This window comes from Parendozoicomonas sp. Alg238-R29 (assembly GCF_947331445.1).
Classification (GTDB): domain Bacteria; phylum Pseudomonadota; class Gammaproteobacteria; order Pseudomonadales; family Endozoicomonadaceae; genus Sansalvadorimonas.
In genome coordinates this window covers 71,659-94,528 of sequence record NZ_CAMZOG010000002.1, presented here as the reverse complement: position 1 = coordinate 94,528, position 22,870 = coordinate 71,659, and the positions used below count along the sequence as shown (strand labels likewise).

The window sequence follows — 22,870 nt, the reverse complement described above, 5'->3', positions numbered from 1 at the left end:
GGCTAATGTGCAGGATGAGTCATTATGAAATCAGTGAAATCAGTGAAATCATCGTTGTTGCCGACCTCTTCTCCAGTGGATTATTTACAATCTGGTTCTCGGGGGAGAGGTCGGGGATCTTTGGCGGCTGATCAGAAGCGGACTCCGGGACTTACCATAAGCCCACCACAAAAAAAAGCTGTTGTAGGTGTAGGTGTAGGTGTAGGTGTAGGTGTAGGTGTAGGGCAAACTCGCAGGAGTTGTGAAGTTGTCACAGGGCTGGGTTCTGGAAGGGTAGCCACATCAGATAAAGATAGATACCTGAGTGCAGGGTCGCTTGGAGAAAGGGAAAGAGTCGAAAAGCGAGATGCTCAGCGTAGTACTGCTGTTCATCCATTGGGAAAGGATAGGGTAGAAGAGTTAGAGGGGCTCTGTAGGGCAGTAGATCAGTGTGATAAGCTCGATGAGAAATTGGGGTCAATATGCAATAAGCTTTTTCAAGAGCTTGAGAAAGGTCTAAAGGGAAAAGCTGCTTCCCCAATTCTGCATGCTCTTATTAAATATATAAGAATGCTAAACAATGCCAGTCAGTATTCAAAAGCGGTTCAATGTTGTGGTGACTTGTATCCTTATAAAGCTGTTATGAGTACTAGACAGAAGGGTTATATAGATAAACAATTGGGTTACTCTCTGGATAAGATGAGTAAAGACCTCTTTCATGCAGATTTTTCTGGCATTCGCGCTAATAGGGCTATGCCTGAGCGACTCAGGCTTCTGTTGAACGTTTTTTATGAAGCACCTGACACCTTCAATTTGATGGAAAAAAAACATCAACTGGGATTTCTTGCCAGTGCCTTTCAGTATGCAGCAGAGCTTGCCGAATATGAAGAAATTAGTCATATCCTAAGGTTTGTAAACAAAGATGACTTGTTAAAGAGTCGTGTCTGGGAAACTGAAGACCCGATCTTTCCATATAGCTGGATGTGCTGGATGAGCTGGATTGGGATGGAAGCAAGATGCCGACAAAATTCTAGCGCTGAAGTTACAGCTGAAATTGAAAATCTTAAAGAATTTGAAAAAGTCCTTTCCTCTGTGACGTCTAAGACAGCCAAAGATCGCTTATATATGCAGTACTTGCATGTGCGCGTTTTGGGGCTTGAGGCATTTTTTATTGAAGAAAAAGATAATGATGAAGTCGTAGCTAAGAACCTGATAACAGAATTGAGTGACGAAAATAAAGGGGGGGTGTCCATATCCAAGGGGTATGCAGAATATCTTCTTACCAAGAGCCAGATAGTACTGAGCAGGATTCTGTTAAGCCGTGAAAGAATAGAGGAGGCTAAGCAGGCACTGGACGAATGCGAAAAATACCAGCTTTACCAAGGGAAGGTTGTGACTAAGAGAATGGTGCAGGCAGAAATTGATTTAGCCCTCTATGCCAAAAAAGCAATAAGTAATTCAGATTTAGAGAAAAATATCCCCAGCTTGGAAATGTCTATATCTGAGGAAAATTGCGAATCTGCCAAAGTGATTTTGGCACAAATCTATATAGCACTTGGAAGCAGGGATAAGGCTGAAGAGGTTCTGAAAACTTACCAGGGGAAAGGTTTAAGAGGTTTAAAGATACGAGCAATGAATCTTACTTATTTGAAACAGTTCGAGCTAGCGAGTGAGCTGTATCAATATATAGAGCCATTGGCTGGTGTCGGCGCCTATTCTACGTACGTTGATCATGGCGCATGCCTGTCAGACTGGGCGCTATCCATTATAGAGCAAGATAAAACGAGTGCTGTTGCCCATATGAGCGCTGCGCTAACGAAGTTCACCACAGGCATTAATATGAGGCCTGGATGGTGCGGTGGCTGGAACTGTTTTGCCCATCGGCTGGGCTCGTTAAGCGATACGCCATTGCTTCAATTCGATGTTTTCAAAAGGAAGCTGCCTTCTCCGTTGGACAAAGCAAACAGTTGGGGTCTCGCGACAAGAATGGCATTTCATATTTCAGGCTCAAACTCTGTCACAGAGACTATTCAAGGGTATCGCAGTCTTACCCGTGTGCGCGACATCCGCTCATATGCGTCGCGTTCTAGGTACGTTCCCGGGGGGGCTGAGGGGCATACAAGTAGTCGCTGGCAACGGCTTTCGGACACAGCTACTGATCCAACAAGCGCGAAAACGCAGCTACGGCTTCGGGATCCCCAGCTTTGATCTTATTGGCGATAATATGGTGGAAGAAGTATTTGAAATCACTGTTTTTCTGAACTGGATACAAGCATTCGTCTCCCGGCAGCACAGGGGTGTTGTCAATTTTGTCCGTATCCGCAATCATGGCCTGAATTGTTCCATCATCCATTAAACGCCAGCTGGTGATTTGGGTGAGGGTGATGGTGTGGAAAGAGTTTCCGGTCAGCACTGCATGTGTGCCAATATTATCAGGAATTTCCTGAATAATCTCAGGCTCTTCATTACCTTCTGCTCCCACTCTCTCCATTCTTTCTTCCAGGCTCTGGAAATAGGTCACAGCACCTTCCAGCTCAACAACCTTATGAACAGGAGGCTCGTAGAACAACCGCTCAAGTTTATTATCGTAATAACCTTCCCAGTGTCCGTTCAGAGGATCTTTCAAATCCTGCGCCGGAACCAGCCTGCTTAGCCAAGGCACCATGGCATCAACCTGGCCATTCTGTCGCAGCGCCCAGCACAGTATTTTCATGCTGAACATTTTATCTTTGTTGGCGTCGTTGCTGTAAAGCATTTCCAGACCATCTAGCTCAGGAGCCATTCGTACAATGCGATTGGTGTTGTTATCAATCACCTTTTTTCGGGTGAAGATATCAACCACATTATCGGGCTCAGACTCAGGCTTGAGTGGTGCCGAGGTATTTTCTTTACGGTTTTTGTTATTACGACTTTTCTCGCTAAATCGATCAGACATGCCACATCCTTGTGAACACCGCTGTAAAAGCAGGAAAATCCTTTTCCTGATCTTTTCAATCTAGTCGTTAACTTAAGTTGATGCTTTATAACTTGAAGACATTAATGTGACAGAGTGTTGTTCTGTACGTTTGATAACAATCAAAAGGCGCGTGCCAAGGAAAATAGCTGCAGCGGTTAAGCCGCTAACTAGTCCGATCCAGAATCCTGCTGAGCCCATAGGTTGAGTAATGATGCTGGTTAATCCCAGGATGTAGCCAATGGGTAAGCCAATCAGCCAGTAAGCGATACTTACCAGAATCATAGGTGTCCTGGTATCTTTAAATCCTCGTAGTGCGCCATTAGCAGAAGCTTGTAGGGAATCGGAAATCTGGTAAACGGCCGCATAAACCAGCAGAAGGGCTGCACCCTGGGCAACAACAGGGTCTGTTGTGTAAACGCGAATAATGGCTTCCGGGAACAGCAAAATACACACAGCTGTGATTGTTGCGAACATTATTCCGAGAATTGTTCCGCTTAGAGTTCTTAGCTTGGCTTCACTGAGATTATTGGCTCCAATAGCATGTCCTACGCGGATGGTGATACCGAAAGAAATACTGAGTGGCACCATAAAGGTTAAACCTGAAAAGTTCAGGGCAATCTGGTGAGCAGCGACGGCGGTAGCACCCAGCTGACCAATCAACAAAGCGATGATGGCGAAGATGCTGCCTTCAATAAAAATAGTGATACCAATTGGAATCCCCAGTTTTAGCTGTTCACCAATTCGGTGGCCAATCATTTTCAACTGATTGCCTGCAGGCAACAGGTTTGTGTAGCGGTGGTGACTTTTGAGATAGAGAATCATAAGCAGCGACATCACACAGTACACCAGGCTTGTTGCCCAGCCACAACCAACAGCACCTAACGCGGGTAATCCCAACTTTCCGTAAATCAACACGTAGTTCACTGGAACGTTCACCAATAATCCGGCGATAGCTACCACCATCGGAGCGCGGGTATTGCCCATCCCTTCACACAGGCTGTTGAGGGTGAAATAGATAGCAATGCCGGGTACACCAAACGACAGCGCATACAGATAACCGGTAGCAATAGGGATAATTGCCGAGTCAACATCCATAAATGAGAGGATGTGTCCTGCGATATTCAGGTAAACAATAAGAATGACACTGGAAAAAAGGGCAATCCAGAGTGTCTGGCTAAGATCAGCAGGGATTCTTTGTTCCGTTCCTGCTCCCCGGTGGTGAGCCACTATAGGGGTGAGAGCCATCAGGGTTCCGCGCATCAGCAGGTTAACTGGCATCCAAAGGCTGGCGGCCACAGCAATAGCGGCCAGGTCTCTGGCACTGGCCTGCCCGGCCATAGAGGTATCTACAAAACTCATCCCCTGGATAGCAAGCTGGGAAATGATGATCGGCATGGAAAGAGCAAGAAGGGCTCTGGCCTCTGTAAAAAAGCGAGGCAAATAAGATTGAGCTTTATTCATTAATTGTGAGTTGTATCTGCACGGTTTGCCGGGGTTAGGGCGATATGGCGAAGGGAGGCAGCCGTGGGATAAACCTTTCGGATCGTGGGCATTTTATCCCGTCAAGAGCCCGAAGTCTTTTGTATTTGTTCTGTATCTTTGAGGCCTGCAGTTATGGATACCGAGAGGAGGACGATATTTCTCTATAAGAGAATGGCGGGATACCCTTGTGAGCTTAAATTCAGAACAACAGGTCGCTTCAGAGCTGTCAGAAGAGAAAAACCATAGACTCTGGCGAGTCGGCTTTGTCGCTGGCTGGGTACTTCTGTTACTTCCTTTGTTTGTGGATGCCCCGGAAGGCATGTCTGATATGGCCTGGCGCTGTTCTGGCCTGGCTTTGATGATGGCGGTCTGGTGGTCTCTGGAAATTATGCCCATTGCCATCACCGCACTTCTTCCTCTGGTCATGGGGCCGCTTTTAGGGCTTGGCAAGCTGGACACTGTGGCTGCGCCCTATGCACATCCGGTTATTTTCCTCTACCTCGGTGGATTCATGCTGGGGTTGGCTATGGAGCGCTGGGGGCTGCACCGGCGTATAGCTATTCACATCATGCTTAAGGTGGGAACGGGCGAACAAAGGTTGGTGATCGGTTTTATGCTGGCTACGGCTCTGCTCAGTATGTGGGTCAGTAATACCGCAACGGCAGTGATGATGTTGCCCATCGGTGTTTCCGTGATTCATATGTTGCGGGAAGAAGGGCAAGGGAAGGCAGGATTCTCTAATGCCTTGCTTCTGGCTATTGCCTACGGTGCTTCCATTGGTGGCATGGCCACACTGATAGGAACTCCCCCCAATGCCTTGATGGTCGCATTTCTAGAAGAACAGTACGGCTTGAAAATTGGTTTCGCTCAATGGCTGATGATTGGCCTGCCAATCTCTGTATTAATGTTGATCTTTACCGGCTGGTGGCTAAGTAAAGGTGGCTATCAGCTTGAGTCAGTCAGCAGTGACAAGGTTCATCAGGAACTAGCCAAAGAATTGAGTGATCTTGGAGGCTTGGGCCGTGGTGAGAAAATGGTGGCTTCTGTCTTCTCTTTGGCCGCCATTTGCTGGTTGTTTCGGCCTTTGTTGGTAGACATGCTGCCTTGGTTGCCGATCTCCGACACCCTTATTGCACTGATGGCCGGCATTACCCTGTTCCTGTTGCCAGTAAATCTTCGCAAGCTGGAATTTGTGATGAACTGGGGGGCTATGAAGAAGCTGCCCTGGGACATTTTGCTGTTATTTGGTGGTGGCTTGAGTATTGCGGCAATGATTCAGAAGAGTGGTCTGGCAGGCTGGACAGCCAGCCTGTTTTCCTCAATCCCCGGGGGGACAGAGCTGTTAGCTGTGATCTTGGTTGTTACGGTGATTATTTTCTTAACCGAGATTACCAGTAATGCTGCAACGACTGCGGCATTTCTTCCACCTTTGGGAGCTTTGGCATTGTCTTTGGGGATTCCTCCCGCGATGCTGGCCATTCCCGCAACACTGGCCGCCAGCTGTGCCTTTATGTTACCGGTGGCAACACCACCTAATGCCATAGTGTTTGGGTCAGGCATGATTACCATTCGCCAGATGCTGAGAAGCGGCCTGATTCTGAATCTGATGGGGATTATGATTATTGGTTTGCTTGCTTACTGGCTGGCAGGCTTTGCTCTGGCGTAACATCATTTAAAGAGTGGCTGGATCAAGCTCGCTGGCAGCAGGTGATGTATCTTCTCTAAAGTGTCGGGACAGTGCTTTGGCAAAATGCTGAGGCCGTTCCGGCAAGCCATTCTCCAGATACTCCACTGCTTTGTTATAAACATTTCTTTTGAATGATTCACTGGCTCCTATGGTGCTATTGAGGTTGTCTGCACTGATTCGGAAAGGAGCGTTGCAGCACAGAGAGAAAATCCATTCTAAAGCCTGGGGCTCGATTTCCACAGATTCAAACAATGCCTGTTGCTCTTCTGTACGGCCATCCGGCTCATACCAGTAACCGTAATCTTCCAGAGTGCGCCGGTATTCACCGGCAATACACCAGTGGGCAATCTCATGAAGGGCGCTGGCGAAATAATCCCGGGTAAAGTGAATTCTGGCTGGCTGATCAGGTGTGGCCGGTGTATACAAAGGCTCTTCGGCATGTGCAGACAGAGTTGTGTGATAATCACGGTAAAAGCACTGATTAAACAGGGTGATCAGATCGTTATGGTTATAAACACTGTTATCAGGTGTAGTGAGCATGGATAAGATGTCATGTTTCCGAATTGCTGGTATAACGCTCGGCATTATAACATTCTGTTCTCAATCGTATTGTGTGGAGTAACCACGGACGCTGATGAAAATCGTTGCCGATGAAAATATTCCCCTTTTAACCAGCTTCTTTGGTGGTTTTGGTGACATTGTGTCCTGTCATGGGCGCACCATGACTGCTGCTGATGTGAGAGATGCTGACCTTCTCCTTGTTCGTTCTGTTACAAAAGTGAATGAGCAGCTGCTCTCTGGAAGCTCGGTTAAGTTTGTCGCCACAGCCACGAGTGGAACAGATCATGTGGACAAAGATTGGCTTCGGGAAAATAACATTGGTTTTTCCTCGGCTGCGGGGTGTAATGCCGAGGCCGTAGTGGATTATGTGATGGCGGCTCTGGATACTTTGATGGAGGAGCAGGGTTTTCACCTTCAAGATAAAACCGTTGGTATTGTTGGTTACGGGCAGGTGGGGAGCCGCCTGTATCAACGTCTGACGGCCTTGGGCGTTAACTGCCTCAACTGTGACCCTTTCAAAGACGCTCCTGATAACACCGAGATTGACGAGCTGATTGAAAAGGTTGATATCCTTTCTCTGCACACGCCTTATACCCGTAACTGCCAGCACCCAACATTTCATCTGTTAAATGATAAGCGGCTTCGTTATTTCTCAGAGAATGCCGGCAATGGCATTTTGATTAATGCCGGGCGCGGAGAAGTTGTAGACAATGCCGCGCTGAAGTCGCTTTTAAAAGAAACTCATTCTTTAACAGCGGTGCTTGATGTTTGGGAAAGCGAACCTTCTATTGATCCGGAACTTCTGGATTTGGTAACACTCGGTACACCTCATATTGCTGGTTACAGTGTGGATGGCAAAGTTCGCGGCACAGCAATGATCTATCAAGCTGCCTGTGAGTTTTTGAATCGTCGTGAAGATGTGAAATACGATGAAGTGAATCCGGCACCTTTACTGCAATCTCTGACTATTGCCAGCGATAATCATCAGGAAGCGTCGGCTGCCACTATTCGCATGGTTTACGATATTCGCCGGGATGATATGCGTTTACGCAGGGCAGTGGCTCGCCATCCTGAAAATATTGCCAGGGAATTTGATCTGCTGCGCCGCCATTATCCCCGCCGTAGAGAGTTCAGCACCTTGTGCCTTGAACTGGAAGACTGCTCGCCAGAGGTTCGTGAGTACCTTGCTGGTTACGGCTTCTCTATTAACGACAACTCTTACAATAACAATTCTTCCAAAAGCAGCGCAGGCAACCGATGACGCAGTTAACCATTGGGCTGATTATTAACCCTCTCGCCGGTATCGGTGGCTCCGTAGGATTGAAAGGCAGTGACGGGGAAGACACCGTTACTAAAGCGCTGGCTATGGGAGCTGTCCCTAAAGCCGAAAAGCGCGCCCAAACGGCGCTGGAAAAGCTGCTTCCGTATAAAGAACACATTGAGTTTTTAGCCTGGTCTGGCCCAATGGGAGAAAACCTTCTCAAGGCGATGGGGTTCTCGTTTCAGGTTGTTGGCAGTATAGAAAGTGAACAGAGTTCTGCAGAGGATACCATTGCTGCTGTTCACTGCTTGTCTGAGCGCAAGGTTGATCTGATTCTGTTTGCTGGTGGTGATGGCACCGCCAGAAATATCTGCGACAACGTACCGGAAGGGCAGCCAGTTCTCGGGATTCCTGCCGGAGTCAAAATTCATTCTGCGGTTTATGCGGTGACCCCTTCTGCTGCTGGTGAAGTTCTGAAAGGTTTAATCACCGGTGAAATGACCGATATCCGCAATCGTGATGTAAGGGATATTGACGAGCAAGCGTTTCGAGAAGGGCGTGTGCGCGCCCGCCATTATGGCGAAATGCTGGTGCCGGAAGCCGGTCAGTTTCTGCAAAACGTAAAGCAAGGCGGTCGGGAAGTTGAAGAGCTGGTGCTGCAGGATGTTGCCGATGATCTGCGGGAACAGTTAGACGACGGCACACTGATTATTGCTGGCCCGGGTTCGACTACGCGAGGTGTAATGGAATGTCTGGGGCACGACAGCACTTTGCTGGGTGTTGATTTGTTCCGGGATGATGAATGTCTTGCGGATGATGTCCGTGAAGAAGGTATTCTTGAAGTGTTGCGCCATCACGATGGGCCGGTGTTGATTATGGTGACCGTAATTGGCGGTCAGGGGCATGTACTGGGGCGTGGGAACCAGCAATTGAGCCCGAAAGTTATTCGCACCGTATTGGAGCGGGAAGGGCGTGATGGTTTGCTGGTCATTGCTACCAAAACCAAGATCAAAGCCCTGGAAGGACGACCGTTGTTGCTGGATTCTGGTGATCCAGAACTGGATGCAGAATTATCCGGAACTTTGAAGGTCATGACCGGCTACCGGGATGCAGTGCTTTATCCGGTCAGTGCGCTGTAAGTATCTGCTCAGGGGGGCTAACCCCTCTGTTATCCACATTAACCGCACCCTATCTGAACAATTGCACTCTCAGTGGTTTATTAAGTGGTTTATTGAGCAATAGGTCACAGGAATTATGTGTACATGTTATCAAACCCCATCAGAACCTCTCCTTGTTTATGATCTGCAAGCATTCAGGAAACGGTAAGTATCTGGGAGCAATCAACAACGGTATCAACAACGGTTTAGAGGAAAGCATGGCTTCGGGATATTTCCGAAACCATGCCATTGGGCATTACAGGCTTTGCAGGTGAGCGATACGCTTTTCCAGTGGCGGATGGCTCAGGAACATTTCAGAAACGGTGCGCTTACCGTTAATGCCGAAAGCCATCATCGAACCTTCCAGCTGTGGCTCATGGCTTTGCTGCAGACGACGCAGAGCCGCGACCATCTTTTCACGGCCAGCTAACCGGGCTCCACCTTCATCGGCACGAAATTCTCGCTGACGGGAGAACCACATAACAATAATGCTGGCACCAATACCCAGAATCGCTTCAAGAACAAAAACAACGCCCATATAGGCAAACATGCCCAAGCCACCTTCTTCATCATCCCCTTTCAGGAAATTATCAATCACCATGGCAATCGCTCGGGCTATGAAAATCACAAAGGTGTTTACCACTCCCTGAATCAGAGTCAGGGTAACCATATCACCATTGGCAATATGAGCGATTTCATGACCCAGGACAGCTTCTGCTTCGTCCTGACTCATGTTGCGTATCAAGCCCGAACTTACGGCAACCAGAGCTTTGTTCTTGCTGGCACCAGTGGCAAAAGCATTGATATCGGGGGAGTCATACATGGCAACTTGTGGCATGCCAATGCCGGCCGCCTGAGCCTGACGGGCAACAGTTTCAAGAAGCCACTGCTGGGTGCTATTACGGGGTTGCTCAATAACTTCGGCACCTGTGGTTTTCAATGCCATCCATTTGGAAATAGCCAAAGAAATAAAGGAACCACCAAAACCGAAGATCAGGGCAAAGACCAGAAGGCCTCCCATACCTCTAGTGTTCAGCCCCAATAGAGGCAAAACAATACTGGTGACTGTACCCAGAACCAACACCACGGCCAGGTTTGTCGCTAAAAATAAGGCTATTCGCTTCATCAGGAATAATTCTCCACTGCTTCCCATTCCATTACCCCATTTATGTGGGTTTTTGAAGAGGATTCAAGGGGGAAAGTGTATTGAATTGTCATACCTTAGATTTTCTCGTTATATAAATATTCATTGGTGAGACATGGAGCTCATCTTTCCAGGGGGTATCGTCCTCTGGTTTTCCGAGAGGTTGATGGAGTTCGATCAGTTCAAGGTTTGCGGTTTCAAACGCCTGTTTATAGTCGTTGTCCGTCCAGTAATAATCTTCGAAGACTATATCTGTGCCCCGAAGCTGGCACCGCACACGGCTGCCGCTGCATAATGGGGGAAGGTCGGGGAAGTCGGTTTTTATGTGAAGCCACTGGTTGCTTGGTGTGTAGCGTGCCTTATTTCCAGTAATAGCGATAAGAATGCCGTTAGGTTTTAATACTCTGTGAATGTCTGTTAACACCTCAGTTATTTCTGTGATGGTGCCAATTTCAACTAACACAAAATTTAATATAACGAGATCATAGCTCTTGTCTGCTTTGGGAATAGCGGCAGAGTTAATATGGAAGAAAGCTGTATTCTTCACATTAGTTAGTGCCTGAGAAAGCATACTAGGTTCTATATCCATTCCATCCACCAGATATCCTTCGCGCTGCAATAAAGGAATGAAGGTACCGGTGCCACATCCGTAATCAAGAGCTTTTCGTCCAGTGGTGACGTAGTGGCTGATTAAAGTCGGTATATCTCTTGTGAGAAGAGTGGTGATTTCCGTGGTTATTAGCTGTTGGTATTGTTGGCTTAGCTTTTGGGAGTATTCCACTACTTAAGGTTCCTTGATTAAAGGAACCTTAAGGTAGCAGTGAGACGATCATGAAGATTAATATTTAACCGGGCATGGAAACGACTTGATGCTTTCTTTTTAGCCGATCAAGAAAACGGGCAAATTTTTCCATGGCTTCTTCCAGCACATCAACCCGGGGAAGGGTGACAATCCGAACGTGATCATGGCTGGGCCAATTAAACCCGGAGCCCTGTACCAGTAACACTTTCTCTTGGCGGAGAAACTCCAGAACCATCTGTTCGTCATTTTCAATGGGGTAGATTTTCGGGTCAAGCTTTGGAAACAGATAAAGCGCTCCTTTGGGCTTTACGCAGCTCACTCCCGGAATGGATGTCACCATCTCCCAGGCTTTATCCCGTTGTTCTTTCAATCGCCCACCGGGTAAAACCAAATCATTGATGCTTTGGTATCCGCCCAAAGCTGTTTGAATGGCGTATTGAGAGGGAACATTGGAGCACAGACGCATCGAGGCCAGCATCTGCAAACCGTCGTGATAATCTTTAGCCAGATGCATGGCGCCACTCAGAATCATCCAGCCTGTACGAAAGCCTGCGGCTCTCCAGGATTTTGAAAGGCCATTGAAGGTGACACAGAGAACATCCTGAGTCAGAGAGCCCATAGGAATATGTTCGGCTTCGTCATATAAAATTTTGTCGTATATCTCATCGGAAAAAATAATCAGGTTATGTTCCCGGGCCAATTCAACAATACCTTCGAGAACCTCCCGGGGATAAACGGCACCAGTCGGATTATTGGGATTGATGACAACAATACCCCGGGTTTTGCTGGTGATTTTGCTGCGAATGTCGTCTAAGTCCGGGCACCAGTCCGACTGTTCATCTTTGATGTAATGAACCGGACTTCCTCCGGCGAGGGTAACGGCCGCTGTCCAGAGCGGATAGTCTGGAGCTGGAACCAGCATCTCATCGCCATTGTTTAAGAGCCCCTGCATGGCCATCACAATGAGTTCGCTGACTCCGTTACCGATATAAACGTCATCAATGGTGACGTTGTCGATCTGGCGCTGCTGACAATATTGCATCACCGATTTACGGGCGGAGAAGAGGCCTTTGGCATCACAGTATCCCTGAGACGCAGGGATATTGAGGATCATGTCTTGAATGATTTCTTCAGGAGCATCAAAGCCAAAAGGGGCCGGGTTGCCGATGTTGAGCTTAAGTATCCGCTGACCTTCTTCTTCCAGCCGACGGGCTTCATGAAGAATGGGGCCACGAATTTCATAACAGACGTTCTGGAGCTTGCCTGACTTCTGTATATCCTGCATGGTGCTGGTTATTGTTATCTGATAATAATGTGATAGGCATATTATCAGAGATTTTGAGAAATTTTGGTCTGAACTCTGAAAAGTTCGGGAGTGGGACATGGCTAAGCAGAAAATAACGAAAACAGAATCCGCCTGGCGTGAGCAACTTACGCCAGAACAGTTTCACGTTTGCAGGGAGAAGGGCACTGAGCGTCCCTTTACTGGTGAATACCTGAATCACAAAGAAACAGGTTTGTATGTGTGCACCGCATGCTCCTCTCCGCTTTTTCGTTCTGATGCCAAGTTCGAAAGTGGTTGCGGCTGGCCGAGCTATTGGGCGCCGGTATCAAAGGACGCCATTGTGTATATAGAAGATAACTCTCTGGGAATGACACGAACAGAAATTCTGTGCGCCTGCTGTGAGTCTCACCTTGGCCATGTTTTTCCCGATGGTCCTGAGCCTACCGGGTTACGGTATTGCGTGAATTCCGTGTCTTTGGGGTTTAATGAATCAGGTAACCAGGGGGGGTAAACCGCTCAACGGGTTGTTTTTATCCATTGACTCAGCTTGGCTTGCAAAACCTTCCTGTCCAGAGGTTTACTCATGTAGTCCTGCATGCCGTTATGAAGGCACCGGTCTTTGTCGTGTTCAAGGGCATTAGCCGTCAAGGCAATAATGGGAACGTCCTTCAGGTAGTCGCTTTTACGAAGGTTACGACTGGCATCGTAACCATTCATAACTGGCATATTGCAGTCCATTAAAATCAGATCAAACAGAGTCTCTTTACAGATATCCAGACACTGCTGACCATTGCGGGCTGTTTTTACATGAAACCCCATTTGCTCGAGCATACCTTCTGTCACCATCAGGTTGGTGGGGTTGTCTTCAACAACAAGAATTGTTCTTTGTTCAGGTTCCGGGCTGTTCGAGATAACCTTAATCTCTTGATCAGGTTTTTGTCCTCTCAGGAAGGCTTCGACCTCTTCTTTTAGTGTTCCGAGAGCTTTCTTTCTGATTGGCGAGTGAATAACAGGAGTTGTGGGTTTTTGGGGCAAAGTCTGCCCATGCTGGTATACAGGAATACAGAGTTTCGGTGCTTTGGGAAGCAGGTGTTCTGGCAGGTTTGTTATGAATACCCCTGCCAGCGCATTATTCATTTCGTCAGGGTGCCATGGGCCATACCAGCTCAAAACAGAGGGGTTGAGTCCGGGAGTGTCGAGAGAATATTTATAGAGAGCTTCTGCCAGCAGAGGCGGCGCAAGAATTGTAATATCTATCGAGGAAACCAAGGCTTCCTGTTCGCTGGTGGCTTGCTGAACATTCTGGTAAGGCAGCTGCAATTCAAACCGACTGCCTCCACCTTTAATATTTCTTGCCTGAAGCCTTCCTCCTAAGGCTTCTGCCATATTTCTAGATAGCGCCAACCCCAGCCCAGAGCCCCCGAATACCCGATGTGTTTCTGCAGTGGCTTGTGAAAAAGGTTGGAAAATAGTTTCCAGCCTGTTCTCAGGAATACCAATACCCGTATCAGATACGGCAATATTTATCAGTGTTTTGGCGTTGGCAACGGCTCGTGCTTCTACCAGAACGGCAACATGACCTGCTTTTGTAAATTTAATCGCATTGCTGACTAAATTGGTAATGATTTGCTGAAGCCGGGTCGGGTCACCTTTTACCATTTGTGGAACAGATGAATCAATAATGCATTGTAAAGCAATCTGCTTTTGAGCAGCTTGTTGGGAGAACTGCTCTACAGTCATTTCAACTTTATTGTGAATATCAAAATTCAATGATTCAAAGACGAGTTTCCCCGACTCGAAACGGGAAAAGTCCAAAATGTCATTCAACAGTTGGAGGAGTTGCTTTCCAGATTCGTGAGCAAGCGCCAACCTTGTTTGCTGACTGTATTCTGTGGCGTTTTCTTTTGCCAGATCAACAAGCCCTAACAGGCTGCCGAGAGGGGTTCGTATTTCATGACTCATGCTTGCCAGTAAGGTGGCTCTTGCCTGCGCCATTTGTAGCGCCCTCTGCCGAGCATCCTCTAATTCCTGATTCGAATCAGTCAGCTGACGGTTACGAGCATTGAGTTCGGCGGTTCGACTGACAATGCCGCTTTCCAGGGTGGCCAGATGATCTCTTAGCTGACGCTCTGCCCGGTAGCGGCGTTTGGTATTACTGCTGATGGAATAAAGCAGGTTATTGATCTCTTCGATCAGCAGGCCAATTTCATCACTCTTATGCGCTTCGGGACAGGTAAGGTGAGATGACGGTGATGGTTCATGGCTGCGCAGTTTGCTCAGGGATTTTGTCAGCGCCATCAGAGGGCTGGTTAACATACGGTAAAACAGCAGTAGAAGTATGAGAGCCATCATCAATCCTTTCACCAGCCCGGTGAAAAAGGTGGTCAGGGCGCGTTGCAAAAATGAGCTGCCGTAATTAAATGTGTCGACTTCAAGTTGGATAAAGCCCAGCGGCTCATCCGGGTCATAATCCACCTTAAGAACCTGACGATAAATACGACTGCGACCGAACAGGGAGTCACTTATCCAGCGTGCCTGATCCTGACGACTATCTCGGCGAACATAACCAAGCCTTTGATTAGTATCGTCCCGTATTTCTGCACTGATAACAGAGGGCGATCGGATCAGGCCATTCAAAAGCTCCTGAGCCAGTTCTGAGTCAATGTTATAGGAAATGCGTGAAGCAGGAGCGCTACTGATTTCAAGGAGGGCGGTTATTTCATCGTCAATGGCTTGATTCTGGTGGCGGTAATCCAGAGCGATTTGCAAACAGCTGAAAACCAGTCCGGTTACAAATGCGACGACAAGAGTATATTGAGTCTGGCGAAAGGAAAGCCTCTTGCTGAAATGTGTGGTTTTCTCCACGGCTGTTGCGCCTTCCTGATTATTATTGATTTTCTCTTTCCTGCATTCTATCGCCGTTATGAAAGGATGACTATCTCTCGCTTTCTTAGTGTGGTTTTTATAGACGTTGCCGCAGATGGAAAATACAAGAATAAAGGTTGTCTATTCAAAGCCTCCAGAGTCGTCTTCTTCTATATCCTGACTTTCCTGTTCATCCTGCCAGTCTGCATCCATACCGCTGGACGTGTCATCATATTCATCTTCTTCCAGGTCACTCTCTTCGGTATAAATACTATCCTCATTGAAGTCTGCCTCAAAAGCAAAGCTACTTTGCAAAGACAAAAGGTAACCTGTGCACAACAGGGCACATGAGAAAAAGGCGAAATATAGAAGCCTTGGGAAATGTTTGAGGGCGTTCAGCATAAACATTGGCCTCTTAAAAACAGGGTATCTTAAAAAATAGGGCATCTTAAAAACAGGATGACTTAAATAACCAAGCCCCCCGTAGAAAAACTACGAGAGGCTGGTAGAGGTTCGATTAAAGTCCGTTGTTGGTAGCAGAAATCCTAATCATCATCTTCAGGCAATGATTCTGACTCGGAAACTGTTGAAGGATCAAAACCGTCTGTTATTCCAGCCTGACCCTTTAGCGCTATTGCAAAGCGCTTGGCTTCTCTGGCTTCCTGATTGAGTTTTTTCTGTGTTTCCTTTAGAGCGCTGTGCTTCTTCTCAAGTTCACCTAGCTGACTGGATACAGTCTTTTTCTCTGAGCGCAAACGTTCCACCTCAGAATTAGCGTTGTGAAGCTCAGTCTCTATCTGTAAGGTCTTGTCCCTGGCTGCTTTCAGATCTTTCAGTTCTTTCAGTTCGGCTTCTACAGTTTCCAGCTCGGTGCTCACTGAGCTGACGCTTGAATCAGCGTTATCACGATTGTCTGCCAGTTGAGTGACTTTCTCTTCAAGTTCTGCCAGTTGCTCCGCCACCTTTCCAGCTGATGTGGCTTCGTGTGCTTTTCGTTCCAGCTCTTGTTGCACTGTCTTGGCTTGGCCAAGTTCACGATTCAGCCGCTGAGTATCATCTTTGTGTTGAATGAGTTGCAGTTCCAAATCCAGATGTTGAGACTGAGCAGTACGTGCTTGATCATCCAGTTGATTTGCCTTGCGCTCTGTCTCTTGAAGCTCAGCTGTGAGTTGACTTACTCTATCTTTCCATTCAGGGATTGATTCTTTTGATAAGGATTCACGCGCTTTTTGGAGCTCTGTTTTCAGCCCTTGTACATCGGTTTGGGTATTATTCAGATGACTCTTCGTGGTCGCTAGCTTTTGTTCTGCTTGACTCTTGTCAGCACTTAAGTTTTCTAATGCAGCTTGTTTGTTTACAACCTGTTGTTTGGCTTGTTCGGTTTCAGCTTCAGACGATTGAAGAGCAGTCCTTGTATTCTGTACGGTGATGCTTACATTCTTATGATGTTGCTCAACGTGTTGCCAATGATCCTGTACGGTTTGTTTTTTCTGATCAATGCTAGTAATTTCCGTAGTAACTTCTTCGAGGTTCTGCTTAGCAGTGCGTATTTTCTGTTCCAGTTGTCTATGGCTATTGATCGAATCCTTGGCTGCATCAGTAGCCCTTTTAACAGTTGTATTTGCCTCTTCTAGTTGAGCATCAATCTTCTTATCTGTTGTTTGGGCGCTGTCCAGTTGACTCTGCAAGTTATCTATTTGCCCTTGAACTGTTGTGACTGCATTCTCCAGCTCTTTAGTTTTACTTGCATTTTCTGTCAAGCGAGGCTCTGTTTCGATCCGTTGAGTATCAGTTTCTCCCTCCTTGTTAGTATGGCCGTCGGTAATCTGTTCTATTGGAGAGTCAGTGATTTTCGTGAGACTTTCGCTTAATTTACTGCCTTGTGGTTCCAGTTTTTCAATTGCTTCCTTGTGGGTGGTTAGTGCAGAAAGTGCAGCCTGTTTATGCTCATTGGCCTCTTGAATTCGTTTTTGAAGCTGGAGGATGTTTTCCTTAGCTATTTGATGCTCGCTAGCCACTGTTTCTGCATGAACATTAGCTTTTCTCAAAGCCTCGTGTTGCTCCGCTCTTAAAGGCGCTCCCTTCCCTATTTCCTCTTGCAGTTGTTTGATCTCTTCATATAGCTCATTTCTTTGTGCTTGAATACTCTCTAGCTGGCCATTAAACTCTTTAGTCTGTTTTTCTTCAGCTTCGCGAGCTGTCTTCAGTTTTGGCTCAAGGTCTTTGAGTTCGGATTCTGCTTTCTCAAGTTCGGTCTTCAATTCAGTGGTTTTACCTTCCAGTTCGCCCTGCTTGGTCCTCAGTTGTTGAGCTTCCTGATTCTCGTCGTCCAAGCGTTGTGCAAGACCCTTATACTCGATCTCTGCGGCAGAGGCTGTATTCTCAAATTCTGAGATTGTGTCTTGCATTTGTGCGAAGTTACCCTCTAGGGTTTTAATCCTCTCGTTGGCTGTTTGATGGGCTGTTTTGGCTTTAGTCAGAGCTTCCCGTTCCTGCCGCTCCTTGGCTCTGAGATTTTCCAGTTCAGTTATGGCTTTCTGATGGTCGGCTTTAAATGTCTTAGATTTGGCTTCTTCCTCACGGCTCCTCCGGGTCAGCTCAGCCACATTATCATCAGCCGTCTTCACTTGAGATTCCAGATCGGCCATGTGTCGAGCTGCATCACTAACCTGGGATTGGAGATCTTCTGCGAGTTCTTTAATCGAGCTCTTGTCTGTGGCGGTGTCCAGGCCAGCTGTAAGTTGCTTTAGCTCTTTCTGAAGTTGTTTTTTATTTGCTTTAGCGGTTGCATGTTGGTTTTTCAGGTTATTGGCACGGGTTTCGGCGTCCTGCAGTCTCTTGTTTGTCTCATCTCGTTTTTTGTTAGTTTTAGAGTGTTGAGCCGCTAGCGCTTCCGCAGCCTGTTTTTCTTGCTCATAGTCTTCGTGGGTTTGGGCTAATTGCTGCTCATGGTTCTTTATGTTTTCGGCCAACGTGGTGTTGCGTGCTGTGGTTTCATCAAGTTCCTCTTTAACCTGTTCTCGTTCCGCTTTTACAGCTGTGTAGCCTGCTCTCAGCTGTTTGGAGTGTTCAATTTTTCCCTGCAACTCGGCTTTTTGCTGTTCAAGTTCACTCTCCTGTGCGCCTTTTTCTTGCTCCAGTTCTCTCTTAGCTATTTCAGCTGCTTTCAGATCATTTTCAAGTCGGCTTATTTCGGCCATCGCAGTTTTCTCAGCGTCCTCTTCACTGGCGGTACTCAGCTCTTTCTTCTTAGTGGCCAGAGTTTTGTTGATGGCATCAATATCTGTTATCGCGTACAGCAGCTTACCGCTGGTCTCATCCAAAGCCTGCTGTTTGTCTTCAATAGTTTTCAGCTCATCGTCCACTTTGGCTTGACGTTGTTTCTCCTGACGTTGCTTCAGTGCTTCCTTTGCCGCAGCCTTCGCATCCTGTGCTCGTTTCTCCATAGTTTCTTTGTGATACGCTAGCTCTGCCTCTGGTCCAAAGTGAGAACCAATAACAGGAATGGAGCCAACGAGGTTTTTAAAGAAGGCTTTGGTTTCGTACCAAGAGCCACCGGGTAGAGTCCAACGACTTTGGCCCACCTTGCGCATATCATTGAGCATGCCTTTAAGGGTATCTTCACTGGCATCAGCCTCAACACTTTTGCCAAGCTTATTCAGTTGATCTAGCACAGAATGAAGAACAAGCGTTTCATGTGAGGTGATATGCGCATCCCTCGCTGCTTTCTTTGCCTCAATATCGCTCTGAGCCCTAATTATTCTGTCTTGCAGATTGTTTTTGTCTTTTGTGGCTTTCGTTAATTCACCCCGCTGTTTGTAATCTGTTTGAAGCAACAACAATGTTACTTTTGTAGGAGATTGCAGCTTGAGTGATTTTAAATAATCGGAAAAACTTTTATCGGCTGCGTCAAAACCGTCTTTCCCTTTTTTATTTTCAGCCTCATCTTTAAGTGTCCGAGCTGCTTTCAGATTTTGGGGCGTTAGCTTGTGTTTTTCCATCAGGTCTTTGTAGGTTCTTTCGAGATTTTCCTGCGCTTCAGAAAAGGCCTTCTCTACGTCGCTCTGTGCCTGCTTTGTAGGCACTTTGGCTTCTAGATCCTTAAGTTCCCCCTCAAGTTTAAGGAGCTGGTTGTATTCGTCTAATTCCTGAATCTCGGCCATCGATTGCTCAAGAGCTTCTTGGGGATCCATCCCTTGAGTTGCTTCGTCACCCAGCTGGTTAATAGTTGCCATATCGCTTGCCGTAAAGCTGTCTGGCATATTTTTTATGTAGCGTTGTGCCATCTCTTGCTGGGCTTTAAACTGTTTGGAGCGAACCATCATTAATCGCTGTACAACCCAGCTGTAGGCCTGACCTTTCGCCCAGGTAAAGGCAATTTTGTAACTACCACGGTACTGTAACCATGGCATGTGTTTCTCAAGCTCCAGTAAAGTGGCAGTTTTAACATCGTCGGAGCTACTTCGGGTTACCATCACCATGATGGGTAGTTCTGCCCCCTGACTGTAGTGGCCATCCATAAACAGGAAAGCTTTCTTTTTGCCAGCTTGTATTACGGTGTGATTCATTGATTGCTTGGGTTTCCCGGGGTAGCCAAGATTCAAATCATCTTCTGTATCAACAACATCCGGCTCAGCAGCTGTATGTTTCTGTTGCTCAAGGTTAAAGCCGTAGTCGTTGGCAATAGGTTCATTTGAGGCCCACTCAATTAATCCAGGCAGTTTTTCAAGAATGCCATCGGACAGCGGTGTAATAACGCTGCTTTTGTAGTCCATCAGGCTGTTGAGGTATTTGACGATGGAATACTGATCGTCGTTATAAGTCCGCTCAAGGATTCCCCGATCCATCGCGTCTGTCCACCAGATACGAGTGCTGCTCGAACCAAATCGTGCCGGGAAACGTACCAGTGGCCCTGGTTGATGGTTGAAGTAAGGACGTATAAATAGAGCCAATTCACCACCTTTTCTCTGATCCCCCATAACCGATGGATAGAGACGAATGCGGGTAACATTATGGGTGCGGCTGGCTTTATCGAGCGCAACAAGCGCTTCTTCAAATCTGCCTTTTGGGTCATCAAAAGGCTTTGGCTGGTTTACAAAATCAAGGTCTAAGTAAGCGCTGTCTGGCCTGCCTGGGTCATCTGCGGTACTGGAACTGATAAATGTCAGTGCAAAATGTTTATTAAGCGATGCTGTTTCGAATGGAATTCCGACAAATCCTACAGAGTTCACAACATGCTGACGGAGAGCGTCTGGAATATTACTTCCGATCATATAGCTATAGGCTAAGCCTCGCTTCAAAAGTCGCCATGCGATGGCTCCATTCTGACTGTCGGCAAAGTCTGGTGATTTAAAGAAATCAGCGTTGGTAGCAAACAGTCGCCACATCAGTTCAGTGACAGTGTCAGTTGTAGCGAGGTCACCAATCGCCTCGCCGAAGCGCCAGGCGTAGTCGGCGACCTTTTCAGGATTTGCCCGCCATAACTGGTGGAACTGCAGACCTGCGGTGGTGGATAAAGAATGAAGCGCAACAATCGTGAGCAGGGGCATTATTTCGCCAGAAATGGCTTCATAGGCACGATCAGCAAAGGTGTAGGGGGTTTTTGAAAGGCTCTCGATTTTATAGCTGGGCAGCCATCCCCACTCAGGGTGGTGACGGAGGATTTCCTGAAGCTGTGGTGATGAAGCAAACCCGTTGCTACCAGCAAGAGCTCCCCCCAGAACCCTGAAGTTATCCACATCTGTAGAAGCCATAGCTTGTGTGGAAACAGCAATACTGGCAGTTAGCAATAGACGACTGGAATCGATCTTAGGGCTCTGAATACCTGGCATAGTCCTTCCTCTGCACACTCCGGCAGAATGAGCGTTAAACGCATGATTAAAATGGATAGGGGGTATATCTAGCAGGGGTTTACGGTCTTGCAAGGAAGGGGATATAAAAAGCCGAAATAATAGTGCCTGATTTATCTAATGTTATATGGGTTCATACATGTATACGTTCAGGTTATAAAAACAGGGGTGTGATAGAAGATAACTGTCGGGTAGTTTGCTTTTTTGGGGAGGAGAGGGGCAGAGGGGAAACAGGCGGGGAGATATCCCCGCCCAAGTTTGATCAGGCTTCAGCAGCGTTTTTCTTTTCGTAGAAAGAGATGCCTTCAATCTCGTTGGTGATCCAGGTGCCTGCCTGGCCTTCAACAATGTGCTCAACATCGTACAGGCTGCCGATAGCGGCGAAGCGGCCTCCCTGCTCAACGAAGTTGGCGCAGGAATCGATCTTTGGTCCCATGGAACCGGCAGGGAAATCCAGTTCGCCAATACTCTGGGTGGAAGCTTTGTGGATTTCTTTCTGGTCTGGTTGGCCGAAGTTTATGCAAACAGCGGACACGTCGGTCATGATAACCAGAGCATCAGCGCCCAGTTGCTCAGCCATCAGGGCAGCTGTCAGGTCTTTGTCTACTACAGCTTCAACACCAGACAATTTGCCTTCTTCGTCTTTACGAACGGGAACGCCGCCACCACCGGAGCAGATAACCAGGGCGCCCATTTCAGACAACTTCTTAACGATATCAACTTCTACGATGCTCTGAGGCAGAGGAGAAGGTACTACACGGCGGAAATATTCGCCGTCAGCTTTGATGTCCCAGCCTTTTTCAGCGGCCAGGGCTTCAGCATCTTCCTTGCTGTATACAGGGCCAACAAACTTGGTTGGGTTCTGGAATGCGGGATCGTTGTTGTCAACCAGAGTCTGGGTTACCAGAGTGGCAACCTGGGCGCCTGGCATCTGGTTATACAGTTCCTGCTCCATCATGTAACCGATCATGCCGGCCGTTTCTGCACCCAGAACGTCCAGTGGGTAAGGGGATACTTTGTCGTAAGCGGCGTTCTGCAGAGCCAGCAGGCCAACTTGCGGGCCGTTGCCGTGGGTCAGAATCACTTCGTGCTTCTGGGCAACACGGGCAATAACTTCAGCAGCATTACGGATGTTCTCACGCTGAATGCTTGCTTCCAGAGGTTGACCGCGCTGAAGCATGGCGTTGCCGCCAAGTGCGATAACAATACGCATCTTGTTTTCCTTGAATCCAATATATGTTCGGACGCATAAGAAAGAGGGTAGCTCTAGATTACAAGCGTCCAGTCAGTGGTGGAGGTGCTCTCCGGTAGGTACTTGCCATCTTATTCCTATTGAAATCAGAAGGAATAAGTAGATGTTCTTAATACCCATTAACTCTGCTAATGTTCGGTGGTGTTCTGAAAACCTTCAGTCAGACTTAACCTTGCAGTCGCCTGCATTGTCACTTCTTCCCCTCCTTCTGCCGTTTTATAGTAAAAAGAGTCCAAGCTCTGACGCCAAAATCCAGGAAGGAAAAAATGCATACATCTTGCTTTATAAAACTCGTTATTGTCGGGTTTGCTCAGGCAGGCTTTTCAACGAATTGAATTCTTTGCGGCTGTGAACAACAGTCAGCCGGGACATTCCAATGTCAGCGAGACAACTCAGCGAGACAATTCAGCGAGACAACTCAGTGAGACAATTCAGCGAGACAACTCAGTGAGACAACAAAGATGGCCGTTACTATTTTTAAATGGTGTTTACATTTGCTGAGGCATGACGCCAGAACACAGCTCACCTGTGGTACTTATGAAATGCAAAGCGACCTTATCAGTTGCAGAGAAGTCTCAGGGAATATCTAT

Annotated in this window: 15 protein-coding genes; 5 read left to right on the top strand and 10 right to left on the bottom strand. The window is 47.3% G+C overall.

The genetic code is table 11. From position 1 onward, the window contains the following. Positions 1-24 precede the first annotated feature (24 nt). Positions 25-2,187, top strand: a complete 2,163-nt coding sequence (locus tag QMA35_RS00990) for a hypothetical protein (protein WP_281645252.1) — start codon at positions 25-27, stop codon at positions 2,185-2,187. Here QMA35_RS00990 and QMA35_RS00985 read toward each other — a convergent pair. Both QMA35_RS00985 and QMA35_RS00980 read right to left on the bottom strand, forming a co-directional pair. After that, a complete protein-coding gene (locus tag QMA35_RS00985) occupies positions 2,132-2,914 on the bottom strand; it encodes a hypothetical protein (RefSeq protein ID WP_281645251.1) in 783 nt (260 codons plus the stop codon). The two genes, QMA35_RS00990 and QMA35_RS00985, sit on opposite strands and share 56 nt — an antisense overlap. Positions 2,915-2,986: 72 nt before the next feature. Continuing rightward, a complete protein-coding gene (locus QMA35_RS00980; protein ID WP_281645250.1) occupies positions 2,987-4,396 on the bottom strand; it encodes an MATE family efflux transporter in 1,410 nt (469 codons plus the stop codon). A gap of 208 nt (positions 4,397-4,604) precedes the next feature. Here QMA35_RS00980 and QMA35_RS00975 point away from each other — a divergent pair, with 208 nt between their 5' ends. Beyond that, positions 4,605-6,083 (top strand): DASS family sodium-coupled anion symporter, encoded by a 1,479-nt coding sequence (locus QMA35_RS00975; RefSeq protein ID WP_281645249.1) that lies wholly within the window; start codon positions 4,605-4,607, stop codon positions 6,081-6,083. A 6-nt stretch (positions 6,084-6,089) separates the two neighbouring features. On the opposite strand, the gene QMA35_RS00970 is transcribed toward QMA35_RS00975, so the two are convergent. Next, the gene (locus QMA35_RS00970; protein WP_281645248.1) at positions 6,090-6,644 is read right to left on the bottom strand and encodes an elongation factor P hydroxylase; all 555 of its coding nucleotides are present in this window, start codon (positions 6,642-6,644) and stop codon (positions 6,090-6,092) included. Between the two features lie 94 nt (positions 6,645-6,738). Here QMA35_RS00970 and pdxB point away from each other — a divergent pair, with 94 nt between their 5' ends. After that, the gene (pdxB, locus tag QMA35_RS00965) at positions 6,739-7,926 is read left to right on the top strand and encodes a 4-phosphoerythronate dehydrogenase PdxB (RefSeq protein ID WP_281645247.1); all 1,188 of its coding nucleotides are present in this window, start codon (positions 6,739-6,741) and stop codon (positions 7,924-7,926) included. Continuing rightward, positions 7,923-9,065 (top strand): ATP-NAD kinase family protein, encoded by a 1,143-nt coding sequence (locus tag QMA35_RS00960; RefSeq protein WP_281645246.1) that lies wholly within the window; start codon positions 7,923-7,925, stop codon positions 9,063-9,065. The genes pdxB and QMA35_RS00960 overlap by 4 nt, the downstream gene beginning before the upstream one ends. Positions 9,066-9,339: 274 nt before the next feature. Here QMA35_RS00960 and htpX read toward each other — a convergent pair whose 3' ends face one another. The 3 genes from htpX to QMA35_RS00945 form a co-directional block, all read right to left on the bottom strand. After that, positions 9,340-10,209, bottom strand: a complete 870-nt coding sequence (gene htpX / locus QMA35_RS00955; RefSeq protein ID WP_281645274.1) for a protease HtpX — start codon at positions 10,207-10,209, stop codon at positions 9,340-9,342. Between the two features lie 88 nt (positions 10,210-10,297). Beyond that, the gene (locus tag QMA35_RS00950; RefSeq protein ID WP_281645245.1) at positions 10,298-11,008 is read right to left on the bottom strand and encodes a class I SAM-dependent methyltransferase; all 711 of its coding nucleotides are present in this window, start codon (positions 11,006-11,008) and stop codon (positions 10,298-10,300) included. Between the two features lie 64 nt (positions 11,009-11,072). Further along, positions 11,073-12,314 (bottom strand): pyridoxal phosphate-dependent aminotransferase, encoded by a 1,242-nt coding sequence (locus tag QMA35_RS00945; protein WP_281645244.1) that lies wholly within the window; start codon positions 12,312-12,314, stop codon positions 11,073-11,075. A 97-nt stretch (positions 12,315-12,411) separates the two neighbouring features. Here QMA35_RS00945 and msrB point away from each other — a divergent pair, with 97 nt between their 5' ends. Beyond that, positions 12,412-12,825, top strand: coding sequence for a peptide-methionine (R)-S-oxide reductase MsrB (gene msrB, locus QMA35_RS00940; RefSeq protein ID WP_281645243.1), 414 nt, complete (start codon positions 12,412-12,414; stop codon positions 12,823-12,825). A 5-nt stretch (positions 12,826-12,830) separates the two neighbouring features. Here the strand turns inward: msrB and QMA35_RS00935 are convergent, their stop codons facing one another. From QMA35_RS00935 to arcC, 4 genes are all read right to left on the bottom strand, one after another. Continuing rightward, positions 12,831-15,179, bottom strand: coding sequence for an ATP-binding protein (locus QMA35_RS00935; protein ID WP_281645242.1), 2,349 nt, complete (start codon positions 15,177-15,179; stop codon positions 12,831-12,833). A gap of 141 nt (positions 15,180-15,320) precedes the next feature. Then, complete coding sequence (locus QMA35_RS00930; protein WP_281645241.1) at positions 15,321-15,500, bottom strand: hypothetical protein; 180 nt, start codon at positions 15,498-15,500, stop codon at positions 15,321-15,323. 224 nt (positions 15,501-15,724) lie between these two features. Then, positions 15,725-21,010, bottom strand: a complete 5,286-nt coding sequence (locus QMA35_RS00925) for a hypothetical protein (RefSeq protein ID WP_281645240.1) — start codon at positions 21,008-21,010, stop codon at positions 15,725-15,727. 280 nt (positions 21,011-21,290) lie between these two features. After that, complete coding sequence (gene arcC / locus QMA35_RS00920) at positions 21,291-22,241, bottom strand: carbamate kinase (protein WP_281645239.1); 951 nt, start codon at positions 22,239-22,241, stop codon at positions 21,291-21,293. Between the last annotated feature and the right edge of the window lie 629 nt (positions 22,242-22,870).

Coding starts and splice junctions, on each gene's coding strand:
- htpX (WP_281645274.1), bottom strand. CDS start 10,209: ATGAAGCGAATAGCCTTATTTTTAGCGACAAACCTGGCCGTGGTGTTG.
- QMA35_RS00960 (WP_281645246.1), top strand. CDS start 7,923: ATGACGCAGTTAACCATTGGGCTGATTATTAACCCTCTCGCCGGTATC.
- QMA35_RS00925 (WP_281645240.1), bottom strand. CDS start 21,010: ATGCCAGGTATTCAGAGCCCTAAGATCGATTCCAGTCGTCTATTGCTA.
- arcC (WP_281645239.1), bottom strand. CDS start 22,241: ATGCGTATTGTTATCGCACTTGGCGGCAACGCCATGCTTCAGCGCGGT.
- QMA35_RS00970 (WP_281645248.1), bottom strand. CDS start 6,644: ATGCTCACTACACCTGATAACAGTGTTTATAACCATAACGATCTGATC.
- msrB (WP_281645243.1), top strand. CDS start 12,412: ATGGCTAAGCAGAAAATAACGAAAACAGAATCCGCCTGGCGTGAGCAA.
- QMA35_RS00985 (WP_281645251.1), bottom strand. CDS start 2,914: ATGTCTGATCGATTTAGCGAGAAAAGTCGTAATAACAAAAACCGTAAA.
- pdxB (WP_281645247.1), top strand. CDS start 6,739: ATGAAAATCGTTGCCGATGAAAATATTCCCCTTTTAACCAGCTTCTTT.
- QMA35_RS00980 (WP_281645250.1), bottom strand. CDS start 4,396: ATGAATAAAGCTCAATCTTATTTGCCTCGCTTTTTTACAGAGGCCAGA.
- QMA35_RS00990 (WP_281645252.1), top strand. CDS start 25: ATGAAATCAGTGAAATCAGTGAAATCATCGTTGTTGCCGACCTCTTCT.
- QMA35_RS00945 (WP_281645244.1), bottom strand. CDS start 12,314: ATGCAGGATATACAGAAGTCAGGCAAGCTCCAGAACGTCTGTTATGAA.